Raw genomic sequence first — 13,979 nt, forward strand, 5'->3', positions numbered from 1 at the left:
ACCCTCCAGGGTTCGTTTGACCCTTCACAGTCAGGGTGACAATCACCCTATCAATAATTTAGTGCTTTGTTTTCAATCAGTTGAATCTGGCATGCCGGCTGCAAAGAAGCGCTCATCTGTCCCTCCCGGGATTCAACCCAAGGAAACATGATGAACCTCGATCTGCTGGAACAAAGCCTCGGCCAACTGGCCTGCGACATTCCCGGTGCGACCCGTACCTTCCATCATTACAACCTCGACTTCTGTTGCGGTGGGCAAAAATCCTTGCGCGAAGCGGCGCTGGGCAAAGGCTTGAACCCGTTACTGATCGCCGACGCCCTCAGCACCCTGCAAGCGACCGGGGAGCTCGGCCATGACTGGCGCAACGAGCCCCAGGCATTGTTGATTGCCCATATTCTGGAACGCTACCACGCGCGTCATCGCGAACAACTGCCGGAACTGATCCGCCTGGCCCGGCGCGTCGAGACGGTCCATGGCGCCCGGGCCAGTTGCCCCAACGGCCTGGCCGATCACTTGCAGGACATGTATCAGGAACTCGAAGGCCACATGCTCAAGGAGGAACAGGTGCTGTTCCCGATGCTGCAACAAGGCCTGGGCGAACGCGCCTCGGCGCCGATCCAGGTGCTGCGCTACGAACACGACCAGCACGGTGAAGCCCTGGAAACCATGCTGGCCCTGACCGACCAGATCACCCCGCCCTCCGACGCCTGCAACACCTGGCGCGCCCTGTACCGCGGGCTGGTGGAGTTTCGTGATGACCTGATGCAGCACATCCACCTGGAAAACAATGTGTTGTTCGTCAATGCGATGAAGCCCGTTCGCTAACGCTCAAACCACCCCCCACACTTGTGGGAGCGAGCTTGCTCGCGATGGCGTCGGATCAGTCAGTATTGAATCGCCTGACCCACCGCCATCGCGAGCAAGCGCGCTCCCACAGGGAATTGATGGTGTTCAGCCTATTTCACAAACCCCTTGAATCAACTGCGGGCTTTCACTCTCCGCTCAAAACTGCCAATAGAACATCGCCTTCGCCAACACCACGATCAGCACCATGTGCCCCAGGATACTGCGCCGCAGCCAGCAGGCGCGGCTGGGTGTCAGGCGTCCGCTCTTGAGCCAGTACGCCAGCCACAGGTAGTGCCCGATGATGCTCAGCGCCAGCAGGATCTTCAGGCTCAGCAGCAGGCCGAAGCTGTTGCCCAGCGGTTGGCTCAATGCGCCGCGATGCTGCCAGGCCAGGGCCATGCCGGCGCCGTACAACACCAGCACCACGCCATGCAGCACATGCCGCGAGCGCTGGGCGATCGCCTGGTCAGCGCCGTCCCTGACGATCTGCGTCAAAGGCCCGCGCGCGGCATGCCAGATGAACACCTCGAAAAACAGCGTGCCGATGAAGGCGATGGCCGCCAACAGGTGCGTGACCAGCAAGACCCCGTACATCATCGACCCCCTCGACCCGATCGGCTCATCCCGGATGCCCATCCACCCGAGCCTTCAACAGCATCGGCCCATAGCGCCAGGCGTAGAGACCGAACGCCAACGTCCAGCACAGCGCCGCCAGCCACAGCCCGGCCAACGGCAACAGCAACACCAACAGTACCCGACTCAGGCACGCCAGGTTCAGCAGGATGAATGCCGGGGTCATGCCCGCCGGTGGCTCCAGGGGGCGCCCGGTATGGCCCAGGCTGACACGGGCAATCATCGCCAGGATCAAACCGGCCATGGCGCCGATGGTCAGGCTGTGCACCGCCAGGCTCGGGCTTACCGGCACACCGAAATGCCACAGCGCCATGCCCAGGCAGGCCACCGCCAGCCAAGCGTAGGCCAGGTGCAACGACCACAGCAGTGGCACCCGCCACAAATCCCGATCATGCCAACGCACCAGTCGAATCCCGTGCCCCACCGCCAACGCGGCGAACAACAGGCCAACCCAGACGCTGGCCGCCAGAGCCGGGCCGAAGGCATATAACAACGCCACCAGCGCCGCACCCGCCAGCAACAGGCGATCGAGCCACGGCCAAGGGGCCACGCCTTCGACCCGACCGAGGCCGCGCTGGGTAAAGAATGGAATCACGCGGCCGCCAATCAAGCCCATCATGGCCGCCACCAGCCACAGACCGGTGAGCACGCTCTGCCGTTGCAAGCCCTCGTTGTGCTGCACCAGGCCGTACACGGATAACCCGTCGGCGGCGGCCAACAGCAGCAACACCAGCACAATCGGGTAATTGCGCTTCTGCCGCACGCGCCACAACGTCACGCCCATCAACACCGCTACCGCCAGGGCAAAACCCAACTCCAGCAGCGCCAGCAACGGCCAAGGCGCATCGACCAGCCAGGCCAGCCGCGCGCCCAGCCACAACAACGCCAGCGTCGCCAGGCGCTTGCCGCTGAGCCCCGGGGTGCCGGTCCAGGTTTGCACCGCGGTCAGCAGGAACCCGGCGATGATCGCCAAGCCGAAACCGAATAACAGCTCATGCCGGTGCCAGGCCAACCAGCCGCCGGCCGGCTGCCAGGCCGACAACCGCCCGGTAAACGCCGCGAGCCAGAAAGGAACGGCCAACAACGCCAACACACAACCGGCCAGAAAAAACGGCCGAAACGCCAGGCGCCACAGCGGCGCGATGGCCATGGCCTTGCGACGGTCAAGCACTTGCATACACCACTCCTTTGCCTCGCCAGACAGCCAGCGAGGGACGACAAACCAGGGTTCGAATGATCGGCTATCGACGCCGGCCGGCCTTGTCTCAGATCAAGCCAGCGCATCGGCGACCTCCCGTCTCGAACAGGCACTTGCAAGGGGCTTGCCGAAGTGGGTCAGTGTTGGAGTTCAGTATTGCTGTTCAATAAACCCGTGGCGAGGGAGCTTGCTCCCGCTGGGCCGCGAAGCGGCCCCTAAAGCCGTCAAATGCAGAGCATCAGACACTCTGCACCCGCCGATTTACGACTGCTTCGCAGCCGAGCGGGAGCAAGCTCCCTCGCCACAGGTCCATCATTTTTCTGGTGTACCGCATGGTGCTCCCACAGGGACTGTAGCTGAATGGGTATTTAAGACCCTTTCGTGGTTATTTTCACCCCATTGCCCCAGGGTTATTTTCACCCTGACCAGCCCCAACGCCCCACGAATCAATGCCCCCAGGCCTGGCCCGGCTCTTGCTCAGGCACGGCATCACCTTTCTTTGCCGGGGTCCTCCATGAAATCCGTCGTCCTGCCGCTTACCTGGTTCGTCGTGCTCACCTGCGTCGTGGCACTTGCCAGCGGCCTGTCCCTGAGCCTGGTCTGACCCCGCCCTTCTCTTTTGCCATTACAAGGATCCACGCCATGGTGCTCCACCGCGTCCATCACCAGATTCTGCGCAGCCATCATCTGTTCGAGCCCTTGAACGAAGAACAGCTCGACGAATTGATGAGCAACAGCCAACTGCTGAGCATCGACAGGGGCGACCCGCTGTTCCGCCAGGGAGAGCCGGCGCAGGCGTTTTACTTCGTGATTTCCGGCGCGGTGAAAATCTACCGGCTGACCCCGGACGGCCAGGAAAAAGTCTTCGAAGTGATTGGCGAGCGCCAGACCTTCGCCGAAGCCATGATGTTGATGGACACGCCCAACTACGTCGCGTCCGCCGAAGCCGTCGGCCCGACCCAGTTGTATCGGCTGTCCAACGCCACCTACATGCGTCTGCTGCAAAGCAACAGCCGGCTGACCTTCGCCCTGCTCGGCAAGCTCTGCGTGCGTTTGCACCAACGGGTCAACGAGATTGAAACCCTGTCGCTGAAAAACGCCACTCACCGCGTGGTGCGCTATCTGTTGACGCAACTGGTGCGCCTGCAAACCGTCGACAGTCAGTTCGAACTGCCGATGGCCAAGCAGTTGATCGCCGGGCACTTGTCCATCCAGCCGGAAACCTTTTCACGGATCATCCGGCGCCTGATCGATGAAAAAATCATCACCCAGGACGGTCGCCAGATCGCCATCCTCGATCGCCTGCGCCTGGAGCAATTCGAATGAGCGCGCAGCCCACTTGCCTGTATTGCCAACTGGCCCATCCCGCCGATGCAACCGAATGTCGCCAGTGCGGCATGCCCCTGCCCGCCGAAGCAGCAATGGCCGGCGAGCGCAGGCTGCGGCGCTTCACCTGGTTCTGTGTCGGCTTGACACTCTTCTGCATCGTCATGTTCTTCTGGCTGCCTCGCAGCATCGCCTGAACCCTCAATCCTGAGTCAATTGCCGGTACAGCTGCGGTAGCCGCAGCGGCAGTTGCTCGGGCTGGCGAATCAAGGTGTAGCCGTTGGCCCCGAACATGTACGGCAGGTAATCCCCCGCTTCGCGGTCGATGGTGATGCAGAACGGCGTCAACCCTTGGCGCCGGGCTTCCAGCACTGCCTGGCGGGTGTCTTCCACACCGTAGCGTCCTTCGTAAAGATCCAGGTCGTTGGGCTTGCCGTCACTGAGCAGCAACAACAATTTGCGTCGGCGCTTGCAGCCCGCCAGCCGTTGCGTGGCCTGGCGAATCGCTGCGCCCATGCGCGTGTAGTAACCGGGCTTGAGGCCCTGGATCCGTCCGCGGGTGTGATCGTCGTAACGCTGGTTGAAGGCCTTGAGTTCATGCAGGCGCACCTGCTGGCGACGCAGGGACGAGAACCCGTACAACGCGAAGTCATCCCCCAGCACCGACAGGGTTTCACCGAACAGCAACAGGCTGTCGCGGATCACGTCGATCACCCGGTGCTCGTCATTGAGGTGGGCATCGGTGGACATCGACAGGTCGGCCAGCAGCAGGCAGGCCAGGTCGCGGCGAGTCTGGCGCTGGTCCATGAACAGTCCGCGTTCGCTGCATTGGCCATGCTGGCGCTCGACGTGAAAATCCAGCCAGGCTTGCAGGTCCAACTCCGAGCCTTGGGTTTGCTGGCGCAACCATTGGCGGTCGTTGCGCAAGTGTTCGAACTGGCGACGCAGGCGCTGGGCCGAGCTTCGCAAGCGTGCCGGCAGCGGCTGCGGCTGGCAATCGCGGGGGGTGAAGGTTTGCAGGCTGACGAAGTCGTCCTGCAGGCGTTGCTTGCGGTAATCCCATTCCGGCAACCGGATGCCTGCGCCCAACGGGATGTCGTCCACATCGGCCGGAGGCAGGTCCAGGTGCAGCTTCAAGCCACCGCCCTTGCGCACGCGGGTGCGGGAAAGCGTCAACTGATCCAGGTCCTCGGCGACGCGAGCGGCGTCCGGGTCTTCGCGGTCATCCGCCCAACGATCCAGGTCCACGTGTTCGGTCCAACTGAACAGGTTTTCCAGGCGCACGATCAGCAGCCCACCGTCACGGCTGGTGTCATCGATTCGCTCGGCGCGCTTGCGGCCGCCCTGTTGTTCGCCGGGCGGTGTCGCCAGGTATTGCTCGGACTCCTCGAGGTTGGCGGCCTGGGGATTGGCCAAGTGTTGGGGTGGGTAGAGCCACAGTGGCAACGGCCAGGCGGCCCGCTCGCTGCGGGGAAAGTGTTCGACGCTGCCCGGTTCGCGCAAGGCTTGGCACAACGCCCGCTCCAAAGCGGCTTCGGCCGGGTTGAGCGTGGCCGGATCGGGGCGCAGGGACAGGTGCGCGTCCACCAGTCGCCGGTAGCGCGGGCGCAGCGCCGGGTAGCGCTTCAACACCGCCAGGGTCCAGCGCTGATTGTCCCGGCCCCAATGCTTCATCGGTCCCGACTGCGCGGCCAGCAAGGCCAGCCAGCGATACAACTCTTGGTTGAGCTCGACATCGGGGAACGCCGCCAGGCTCGCCGGCAAGCGCAGATTGTCGCCGTCGCACCAGGCCAGGGGCACTTGCTTGCAGGTGCCGGCGATCTGCTGCATCAGGTTGCGCCGCAGCAGCAGGTCGCGGTCACTGACCGCTTCCAGCCCCAAGTGCGGCGCACCGCCGGTGGCCCGAAACAGCACCTGCAGCGAGCGTTGCCGGGGGACCAGTTCGACCCGTGCCTCCGGAAAATCGGCACTGGCCCGGCGGGTGATGAAACGGTGCCAGACACTGCCGACCCATTCTTCCAGCTCGAGGGTGAATGCCATGGTTACTCTCCTATCGACCCGACTGTTTCGCACTGCTCTTGTGGCGAGGGAGCTTGCTCCCGCTTGGCCGGGCTGGCGCTCCAGTGCGAAGCGCCCATCAAAAAGGGTCTGCTGCGCAGCCCAGCGGGAGCAAGCTCCCTCGCCACAAAAGCTCTCTTGCCGCGAGTTCAGCGGTGGTCTTTCAAGAAGGCACCACCGCCGCCGGTGCGCGCAGGGCCGCGCGGCCACGTTGACGGAAGCTGAACAGGTAGCAGAGCAGCCCGGCCAGGAACCCGACGCCGCTGACCAATCGCGCCCAGAACAGCGGCTTCAAATGATCCATCGTCGCCATGAACGGCAAGGCACTGCCGTCCTCCATCCAACGTTGCAACCAGACCTGGACGACACCGGCCGCAGTGAGGAACAAGGTGATCATCACCATCGACAGGGTCATCAACCAGAAGCCCCAGGTCTCCAGCCGCTGGGAACGTTCGTCCGCCGCTTCGCCCAAGCCGCGCAAGCGTGGCATGGCGTAGCTGATCAGCGTCATCACGATCATCGCGTAGGCACCGTAGAAGGCCAGGTGACCGTGGGCCGCGGTCAGTTGCGAACCGTGGGTGTAGTAGTTGACCGGCGCCAGCGTGTGCAGGAAACCCCAGACCCCCGCGCCGAAGAACGCGGTGACCGTGGTGCCCTTGGCCCACAAGGTCGCAGCGCGGTTCGGGTGATGCCGACGGCGGTTCTTCACCATGCTGAAGGCGAAGACCACCATCGCCAGGAACGGCAGCGGTTCCATCGCCGAGAAGATCGAACCGACCCACAGCCAGACCTCGGGCGCGCCGATCCAGAAGAAGTGGTGACCGGTGCCGATGATGCCGGTGATCAGCGCCATGGCGATAATCACGTAGAGCCATTTCTCCACCACTTCCCGGTCCACGCCGGTGATCTTGATCAGGACGAAGGCGAGCATCGAACCCATGATCAGTTCCCAAACGCCTTCCACCCAAAGATGCACCACCCACCACCAGTAGAACTTGTCGCGGGCGAGGTTTTCCGGGTTGTAGAAGGAGAACAGGAAGAACACCGCCAGGCCGATCAGGCCGGTCATCATCACCATGCTGACCGTGGTCTTGCGACCTTTTAGCAAGGTCATGCCGATGTTGTAGAGGAACCCCAGGCACACCACGACGATGCCCATCTTGGTGATCGTCGGCTGCTCCAGGAACTCCCGCCCCATGGTCGGCAGCAAGTCATTGCCGGTGAACTTCGCCAGCGTCGCATAAGGTACCGAGAGGTAGCCCAGGATCGTCGCCACGCCTGCGGCGGCGAATACCCAGAACAGCAACAGTGCCAGTTTCGGGCTGTGCAGTTCGCGGTCGGCCTCCTCCGGTATCAGGTAATACGCCGCGCCCATGAAGCCGAACAGCAGCCAGACGATCAGCAGGTTGGTGTGGACCATGCGGGCCACGTTGAAAGGAATCAGCGGGAACAGGAAGTCGCCGACCACGTATTGCAAGCCCATGATCAAACCGAACAGCACCTGCCCGAGGAACAGCATCAGGGCAAACACGAAGTAGGGTTTGGCGACGGCCTGCGAGGCGAATTTCAGATGCGGATTAGCCATGCTCATCTCTCAGCCCTCCTTGTTTGGCGGCCAGCCATTGGTATTGATTTTCGAGCTCCACTTGAGGAACTCGGCGATGTCGTCGACCTCCTGCTCGCTCAGGTTGAACTGCGGCATGGCCCGACGACCCGGAACGTTCAGCGGCTGCATTTTCATCCAGGCCTGCAGGAATGGCTTGAAAGCCTCGTCGCCACCGCGCCGGTTGACCACGTTGCCCAGCTCCGGCGCGAAATACGCACCCTCGCCCAGCAGGGTATGGCAGCCGATGCAGTTGTTGCGCTCCCAGACGCCCTTGCCGCGTATCACCGATTCCGTCAATTGCGCCTGGTTGCTGCGTTCGGGAAAGGTCTGTTCCGTGTGGTAGGTCAGGGCCAGGAATATCAGGAAGAAGAAGATGCTTCCCCCGAAGTAAATATTCCTGGCCATGCCTTTGGTGAAGGTATCTGACATGGTCACTTCCTCATTGCTTGGCGTGACCATTCTAGGAAGCCAGGGGTCCGGAACCGCTTGATGGCGATCAAGAATCTCCGATGGTTTTGGTGGGTTGTTCCAGCGCCGTTCGAAAAGACGGGTGAGCTTTTGTGTTTTGTGGGGTGTTCCAACACTGCCAGAAAGGCAGATGAGCTTTTGTGGCGAGGGAGCTTGCTCCCGCTGGGTTGCGCAGCGACCCTAAAACCTGCTGGCGCGGTGTGTCAGATGGATTGAATTGCTGCTATTGGGGCTGCTGCGCAGCCCAGCGGGAGCAAGCTCCCTCGCCACAAAAGCGCCTTCGCCACAGGGGGTTGTGTAGGGATTCAGAGTGCGAACGAGATTACGATCCCTATAACGCTCGCCAGCAGCACCGCCCAGCTCAACACCAACCGTCGCCACAACCGCGGCGCATGGCGCAGCTCCATGAAACCGTCGGCGATCAGCCAGGCCTTGGTCACCGCGACCGCCAGGATGGCGATGGACACCAGCCCGCTGGTGGCGACCTGGCCCAGGGCGACGGTGCCGCTGCTCAGCACGGCCAGCGCCATCCAGCAGGCGATCAAGACACGGGAAGCCGACATGAGCACCTCCGCTCAATCAAGGATGTAGACCACCGGGAACAGCAACACCCAGACCAGATCCACCATGTGCCAATACAGCACACCGGACTCCAGCCCACTGTTGCGCTGCGACCCATAGCGACCTCGCCGACAACCCTCGGCCAGCCAGGCAAGGATCACCATGCCCAGTAGCACATGGAGGAAATGAAACGCGGTGAGGATCCAGTACAAGGTGAAGAACGTGTCGTGCTCCATCCCCAGCCCGTTCGCCAAGAGATGGGCATACTCCGTGAGTTTGATCGCCACATAACCGCAGGCGAGCAACAACGCCCCGCACAACAACAGCGCGGCTCGACGCGGCCGGTCCTGCCTGACTTGCTCCTGGGCCAGGGCGGCGAACAGGCCGGCGGTGAGCAGGCTGAGGGTCATCGCCAGGCCCGTGGACCGGTCCAGCAACTGCCGGCCCTCGCTGAACATCTGCGGGTACAACGCCTGGGCAACGGTGAACGCCAGAATCAACAGCGCGAACACCGACAACTCGGCGAGGATGAAAAACCACATCGCCAGGTCCCCGGGCAACCGCCGGGACACGCCAGCGGCTTCAGCCGAAGTGGACATCGACCACATCCATTAACGCGGCAACGGTCTGCGGGTCGTCACTCAACGGCTCGGCCAGGCACGCCAGGCAGGCTTGGCGCGGGTCCATGCCCGAGCCGATCATGCGCGCGGCGAAGATCAATAGGCGCGTCGAGGCCACCTCTTCAAGGTCGTGTTGATCCAGGCGGCGCAACGCCTGTCCCAAGCGCACCACCTGGGCTGCCAGGGCCAGGTCCACGCTGGCCTCGCGGGCGACGATGCGTTCTTCATCGGCCACTGCCGGATAACCAAAGCGCATCGCCACGAAACGCTGGCGCGTACTGGGTTTCATGCCCTTGAGCAGGTTCTGGTAACCGGGGTTGTACGACACCACCAACATGAACGACGGCGGCGCCTGCAGCACTTCGCCGGTGCGCTCCAGGTACAACTGCCGCCGATCATCGGCCAAGGGGTGCAGCACCACCGCCGTGTCCTGGCGCGCCTCGACCACCTCATCCAGATAACAAATGCCGCCCTCGCGCACGGCCCGGGTCAAGGGCCCGTCCTGCCACCAGGTGCCTTGGGCGCCGATCAGGTGACGGCCCACCAAGTCGGCCGCACTCAAGTCATCGTGGCAAGCGACGGTGTACAGCGGCAGTTCCAGGCGGTGGGCCATGTGCTGGACGAAACGGGTCTTGCCGCAGCCGGTGGGGCCTTTGATCAGCACCGGCATGCCGTGATGCCAGGCCTGTTCGAACATCGCCTGTTCGTTGTCCTGGGGTTGATAAAAGGGTTCGTCGGGGTGCTGCAGAGTGTGGATAGCGTTCATGGCGAGGGCCTGATCAGACAACACGATTGCCGGTCACGCTACGGTGCCCTGCGACAACCTGGCAAGGGCGGCGGCCGGCAAACTTGATCGCCGTCAAGCGGCTCACCACCGCCCTGGGCATAGCCTTGCATCGCACCAAGAACCTGCGCGCCGAACGTCATTTACAGCGCAGCGCGGGTCATGCCTGAGGAGAAATGGAATGCTGATCAGCCACAAAAAAACGTGGGCCCTGAGGGTGACGGCGCTGTGTACAGCGCTGGTTGCTCCCTACGCCTTCGCCGACCAACCCACCACGCCGGAGTCACCCCGGGTGGTCAAGACCGAAGGCGCGCCGGACCTGAGCCAGGCCGACTTCGACTCGGCCAAGGAAATCTATTTCCAGCGCTGCGCCGGCTGCCACGGGGTCCTGCGCAAAGGCGCCACCGGCAAGCCGCTGACACCCGACATCACCCAGTCCCGCGGCCAGGCTTACCTGGAAGCGCTGATCACCTATGGCTCGCCCGCCGGGATGCCGAACTGGGGCACCTCCAACGCCCTGACCAAAGACCAGATCACGGTGATGGCCAAGTTCATCCAGCACACCCCGCCGACACCGCCGGAATGGGGCATGGCCGAAACCCTCAAGACCTGGAAGGTCCTGGTCAAACCCGAGGACCGCCCGACCAAGCAGCTGAACAACCTCAACCTGCAGAACCTGTTCTCGGTGACCCTGCGCGACGACGGCAAGATTGCCTTGATCGACGGTGACAGCAAGAAAATCGTCAAGCTGATCGACACCGGCTACGCGGTGCACATCTCGCGCATCTCGGCGTCGGGGCGCTACCTGCTGGTGATCGGCCGGGACGCCAAGATCGACATGATCGACCTGTGGCCGAAAGAGCCGACCAAGGTCGCGGAAATCAAGGTCGGTATCGAAGCCCGTTCGGTGGAAACCTCGAAATTCAAGGGCTACGAGGACAAGTACACCGTCGCCGGTTCGTACTGGCCGCCGCAGTTCACCATCATGGACGGCGAGACCCTGGAGCCCAAGCAGATCGTCTCGACCCGGGGCATGACCGTCGACACCCAGCAATACCATCCCGAACCGCGGGTCGCGGCGATTATCGCCTCCCATGAGTGGCCGGAGTTCATCGTCAACGTCAAGGAAACCGGCAAGGTGATGCTGGTCAACTACCAGGACATCAAGAACCTCACCATCACCAGTATCGACGCCGCACCGTTCCTGCATGACGGCGGTTGGGACAGCAGCCATCGCTACTTCATGACGGCCGCCAACAACTCCAACAAGGTCGCGGTGATCGACTCCAAGGAACGCAAGCTCACCGCCCTGGTGGATGTCGGCAAGACCCCGCACCCAGGCCGCGGCGCCAACTTCAACCATCCGCTCTACGGACCGGTCTGGGCCACCAGTCACTTGGGCGATGCCGGGGTTTCGCTGATTGGCACCGACCCGGTCAAGCATCCGCAATACGCCTGGAAACAGGTCGCTTCGCTCCAGGGCCAAGGCGGCGGTTCGCTCTTCATCAAGACCCACCCCGCGTCGCGCCACCTGTATGTCGACACCACCCTCAGCCCCGACGCCAAGCTCAGCCAGTCGGTGGCGGTGTTCAACATCGACAAGCTCGACGCCGGCTACACCGTGCTGCCGATTGCCGAGTACGCCGGCATCAAGAAAGGCGCATTGCGCGTGGTGCAACCGGAATACAACAAGGCCGGCGACGAGGTCTGGTTCTCGGTCTGGAGCGGCCAGGAAGACGAGTCGGCACTGGTGGTGATCGACGACAAGACCCTCAAGGTCAAGAACGTGATCAAGGACAAGCGCCTGATCACCCCCACCGGGAAATTCAACGTCTACAACACCCAACACGACATCTATTGAGCCCCATCAATAAGAGGAAAAACCATGAAGCCTATTCTGATCGCACTGGCCTTGACCGCCGCCTACAGCCTGCCGGCGTTGGCGCAAGACGGCCCGACACTGTTCAAGAGCAAGCCCTGCGCGGCCTGTCACGCCATCGACACCAAGGTGGTGGGCCCGGCGCTCAAGGAAGTCGCGGCGAAAAACGCCGGTGTCGCGGGGGCCGAGGCGGTACTTGCCAAACACATCAAGGAAGGCACGCAAGGCAACTGGGGACCGATGCCGATGCCGGCCAACCCGGTGACGGAAGAGGAAGCCAAGATCCTCGCGGCGTGGGTCTTGACCCTTAAATAACTGGGCAGGACCTGCCTGATACCTGTGGCGAGGGAGCTTGCTCCCGCTGGGCTGCGAAGCGGCCCCAAATAGCAACCTGACGACTCGCTGTGTCAGGCAAACCCAAGGGGCTGCTGCGCAGCCCAGTGGGAGCAAGCTCCCTCGCCACAAAAGCCGTGCAACTTTGTTCAGGAGGACGTCATGGAACGACACCGCTTCACCACCTCGATAACCGCCCTCCTCTTCGTTTTCTCCTCCTGTGTGCTGGCCGCTCCCGACAGCCAGCGCCAGGCCCAACTGCAACACCTGCTGGACCAGGATTGCGGCGCCTGCCACGGCCTGTACCTGACCGGTGGCCTCGGCCCGCCCCTGACCCACGAAGCCCTGGCCGGAAAATCCCGCGACAGCCTCATCGCCACCGTCGCCCTCGGCCGGCCCGGCAGCGCCATGCCCGGTTGGGCCGTGCTGCTCGAACCCGACGACATCCGCTGGCTGGTGGACCGGCTCCTTCAAGGAAAACCCGCCCCATGATCCGTACTCTCCTGTCCTCCACGGCCATCGCCCTGCTGCTCTGCGGTTGCGCCCAGACACCGTTACGCGGCACCGGCGATTTGGGCGTGGTGGTGGAGCGCGCCAGCGGCAGCCTGCAAATCATCGAAAGTGACACCCGCACCGCCCTGGGCCGTGTCGAAGGCCTGGGCGACCTGTCCCACGCCTCGGTGGTGTTCTCCCGCGACCAGCGCTACGCCTATGTGTTCGGTCGCGACGGTGGCCTGAGCAAAGTCGACCTGCTGGGTGTACAAATCGAGCGCCGGATCATCCAGGGCGGCAACAGCATCGGCGGTGCGATCAGCCAGGACGGCAAGCTGATCGCCGTCTCCAACTACGAGCCCGGCGGTGTCAAGGTATTCGATGCCCGAACCCTGGAACAGGTCGCCGACATCCCGGCCACGCCGTTGCCCGGTGGCAAGAAACGTTCACGCGTGGTCGGCTTGGTGGATGCACCGGGACAACGCTTCGTGTTCAGCCTGTTCGACACCGGCGAGATCTGGACCGCCGACTTCAGCCAGGGCCTTATCCCACGCATCGAGCGTTTCACCGCCATCGGCCAGCAACCCTACGACGCCCTGATCACCCCCGACGGGCGTTATTACATGGCCGGGCTGTTCGGCGAGGACGGCATGGCCCAGCTCGACCTCTGGCACCCGGAGCGCGGCGTGAAGCGGCTGCTCGGGCACTACGGACGCGGCCAGGCCAAGTTGCCGGTGTACAAGATGCCGCATCTGGAAGGCTGGGCCATCGCCGACCAACAAGCCTTCGTACCCGCCGTCGGGCATCACCAGGTGTTGGTGATGAATGCCCAGGACTGGCAGCAGACCGACGCCATCGCCGTGGCCGGCCAACCGGTGTTCGTCACGGCGCGACCAGATGGCCGGCAACTGTGGGTCAACTTCGCTTATCCGGACAACGACCGCGTCCAGGTCATCGACACCCAGACCCACGCCATCGTCGCCGACCTACGGCCAGGCCCGGCGGTGCTGCACATGGAATTCACCGCACGGGGTGACCAGTTGTGGCTGTCCGCCCGGGACGGTGGCGAGGTCCAGGTCTGGAACCCGTATCGGCTCGAACGCCTGGGCAGCCTACCGGCCCTGAGCCCGAGCGGGATTTTCTTCAGCAGTCGCGCACACAAGTCGGGGTACTGA

The 13,979-nt window shown here is 63.1% G+C and carries 15 protein-coding genes; 7 read left to right on the top strand and 8 right to left on the bottom strand.

The window, feature by feature from the left end; all coding sequences use genetic code 11:
- The first annotated feature begins 150 nt into the window (after window positions 1-150).
- Window positions 151-825, top strand: a complete 675-nt coding sequence (gene ytfE / locus J3P85_RS14835) for an iron-sulfur cluster repair protein YtfE (protein WP_434702151.1) — start codon at window positions 151-153, stop codon at window positions 823-825.
- A gap of 177 nt (window positions 826-1,002) precedes the next feature.
- On the opposite strand, the gene J3P85_RS14840 is transcribed toward ytfE, so the two are convergent.
- Window positions 1,003-1,440 carry a hypothetical protein gene (locus J3P85_RS14840; protein ID WP_434706378.1) on the bottom strand — a complete coding sequence of 146 codons (438 nt, stop codon included), beginning with the start codon at window positions 1,438-1,440 and terminating at the stop codon, window positions 1,003-1,005.
- Between the two features lie 25 nt (window positions 1,441-1,465).
- Window positions 1,466-2,656: an NnrS family protein gene (locus tag J3P85_RS14845; protein WP_434702152.1), complete on the bottom strand. Its 1,191-nt coding sequence runs from the start codon at window positions 2,654-2,656 to the stop codon at window positions 1,466-1,468.
- 663 nt (window positions 2,657-3,319) lie between these two features.
- On the opposite strand from J3P85_RS14845, the gene J3P85_RS14850 reads away from it, so the two are divergent.
- The gene (locus tag J3P85_RS14850) at window positions 3,320-4,003 is read left to right on the top strand and encodes a Crp/Fnr family transcriptional regulator (protein ID WP_186705769.1); all 684 of its coding nucleotides are present in this window, start codon (window positions 3,320-3,322) and stop codon (window positions 4,001-4,003) included.
- A complete protein-coding gene (locus J3P85_RS14855; protein WP_434702153.1) occupies window positions 4,000-4,200 on the top strand; it encodes a protein DnrP in 201 nt (66 codons plus the stop codon). The genes J3P85_RS14850 and J3P85_RS14855 overlap by 4 nt, the downstream gene beginning before the upstream one ends.
- 4 nt (window positions 4,201-4,204) lie before the next feature.
- Here the strand turns inward: J3P85_RS14855 and J3P85_RS14860 are convergent, their stop codons facing one another.
- The 6 genes from J3P85_RS14860 to J3P85_RS14885 form a co-directional block, all read right to left on the bottom strand.
- A complete protein-coding gene (locus tag J3P85_RS14860) occupies window positions 4,205-6,043 on the bottom strand; it encodes a nitric oxide reductase activation protein NorD (RefSeq protein WP_434702154.1) in 1,839 nt (612 codons plus the stop codon).
- Between the two features lie 181 nt (window positions 6,044-6,224).
- The gene (locus J3P85_RS14865; protein ID WP_434702155.1) at window positions 6,225-7,652 is read right to left on the bottom strand and encodes a cbb3-type cytochrome c oxidase subunit I; all 1,428 of its coding nucleotides are present in this window, start codon (window positions 7,650-7,652) and stop codon (window positions 6,225-6,227) included.
- A gap of 3 nt (window positions 7,653-7,655) precedes the next feature.
- Window positions 7,656-8,096: a c-type cytochrome gene (locus tag J3P85_RS14870; RefSeq protein WP_003202495.1), complete on the bottom strand. Its 441-nt coding sequence runs from the start codon at window positions 8,094-8,096 to the stop codon at window positions 7,656-7,658.
- Window positions 8,097-8,440: 344 nt separating this feature from the next.
- Window positions 8,441-8,698: a cytochrome C oxidase subunit IV family protein gene (locus J3P85_RS14875; RefSeq protein ID WP_434702157.1), complete on the bottom strand. Its 258-nt coding sequence runs from the start codon at window positions 8,696-8,698 to the stop codon at window positions 8,441-8,443.
- A gap of 12 nt (window positions 8,699-8,710) precedes the next feature.
- Window positions 8,711-9,295, bottom strand: a complete 585-nt coding sequence (locus J3P85_RS14880; RefSeq protein ID WP_434702158.1) for a cytochrome c oxidase subunit 3 family protein — start codon at window positions 9,293-9,295, stop codon at window positions 8,711-8,713.
- A complete protein-coding gene (locus J3P85_RS14885) occupies window positions 9,279-10,013 on the bottom strand; it encodes a CbbQ/NirQ/NorQ/GpvN family protein (RefSeq protein WP_434706380.1) in 735 nt (244 codons plus the stop codon). Before J3P85_RS14885 ends, J3P85_RS14880 begins: the two co-directional genes overlap by 17 nt.
- Before the next feature lie 268 nt (window positions 10,014-10,281).
- Here J3P85_RS14885 and nirS point away from each other — a divergent pair, with 268 nt between their 5' ends.
- The 4 genes from nirS (at window position 10,282) to J3P85_RS14905 (ending at window position 13,979) form a co-directional block, all read left to right on the top strand.
- Window positions 10,282-11,961 carry a nitrite reductase gene (nirS, locus tag J3P85_RS14890; RefSeq protein ID WP_186704968.1) on the top strand — a complete coding sequence of 560 codons (1,680 nt, stop codon included), beginning with the start codon at window positions 10,282-10,284 and terminating at the stop codon, window positions 11,959-11,961.
- Between the two features lie 24 nt (window positions 11,962-11,985).
- Window positions 11,986-12,294, top strand: coding sequence for a c-type cytochrome (locus tag J3P85_RS14895; RefSeq protein ID WP_250963162.1), 309 nt, complete (start codon window positions 11,986-11,988; stop codon window positions 12,292-12,294).
- A 180-nt stretch (window positions 12,295-12,474) separates the two neighbouring features.
- Window positions 12,475-12,804, top strand: a complete 330-nt coding sequence (locus J3P85_RS14900) for a c-type cytochrome (RefSeq protein WP_434702159.1) — start codon at window positions 12,475-12,477, stop codon at window positions 12,802-12,804.
- Window positions 12,801-13,979: a cytochrome D1 domain-containing protein gene (locus J3P85_RS14905; protein ID WP_434702160.1), complete on the top strand. Its 1,179-nt coding sequence runs from the start codon at window positions 12,801-12,803 to the stop codon at window positions 13,977-13,979. The genes J3P85_RS14900 and J3P85_RS14905 overlap by 4 nt, the downstream gene beginning before the upstream one ends.

The organism is Pseudomonas sp. Z1-12 (assembly GCF_051132015.1).
Classification (GTDB): domain Bacteria; phylum Pseudomonadota; class Gammaproteobacteria; order Pseudomonadales; family Pseudomonadaceae; genus Aquipseudomonas; species Aquipseudomonas zanjanensis.

Coding starts and splice junctions, on each gene's coding strand:
- ytfE (WP_434702151.1), top strand. CDS start 151: ATGAACCTCGATCTGCTGGAACAAAGCCTCGGCCAACTGGCCTGCGAC.
- J3P85_RS14840 (WP_434706378.1), bottom strand. CDS start 1,440: ATGTACGGGGTCTTGCTGGTCACGCACCTGTTGGCGGCCATCGCCTTC.
- J3P85_RS14845 (WP_434702152.1), bottom strand. CDS start 2,656: ATGCAAGTGCTTGACCGTCGCAAGGCCATGGCCATCGCGCCGCTGTGG.
- J3P85_RS14850 (WP_186705769.1), top strand. CDS start 3,320: ATGGTGCTCCACCGCGTCCATCACCAGATTCTGCGCAGCCATCATCTG.
- J3P85_RS14855 (WP_434702153.1), top strand. CDS start 4,000: ATGAGCGCGCAGCCCACTTGCCTGTATTGCCAACTGGCCCATCCCGCC.
- J3P85_RS14860 (WP_434702154.1), bottom strand. CDS start 6,043: ATGGCATTCACCCTCGAGCTGGAAGAATGGGTCGGCAGTGTCTGGCAC.
- J3P85_RS14865 (WP_434702155.1), bottom strand. CDS start 7,652: ATGAGCATGGCTAATCCGCATCTGAAATTCGCCTCGCAGGCCGTCGCC.
- J3P85_RS14870 (WP_003202495.1), bottom strand. CDS start 8,096: ATGTCAGATACCTTCACCAAAGGCATGGCCAGGAATATTTACTTCGGG.
- J3P85_RS14875 (WP_434702157.1), bottom strand. CDS start 8,698: ATGTCGGCTTCCCGTGTCTTGATCGCCTGCTGGATGGCGCTGGCCGTG.
- J3P85_RS14880 (WP_434702158.1), bottom strand. CDS start 9,295: ATGTCCACTTCGGCTGAAGCCGCTGGCGTGTCCCGGCGGTTGCCCGGG.
- J3P85_RS14885 (WP_434706380.1), bottom strand. CDS start 10,013: ATGTTCGAACAGGCCTGGCATCACGGCATGCCGGTGCTGATCAAAGGC.
- nirS (WP_186704968.1), top strand. CDS start 10,282: ATGCTGATCAGCCACAAAAAAACGTGGGCCCTGAGGGTGACGGCGCTG.
- J3P85_RS14895 (WP_250963162.1), top strand. CDS start 11,986: ATGAAGCCTATTCTGATCGCACTGGCCTTGACCGCCGCCTACAGCCTG.
- J3P85_RS14900 (WP_434702159.1), top strand. CDS start 12,475: ATGGAACGACACCGCTTCACCACCTCGATAACCGCCCTCCTCTTCGTT.
- J3P85_RS14905 (WP_434702160.1), top strand. CDS start 12,801: ATGATCCGTACTCTCCTGTCCTCCACGGCCATCGCCCTGCTGCTCTGC.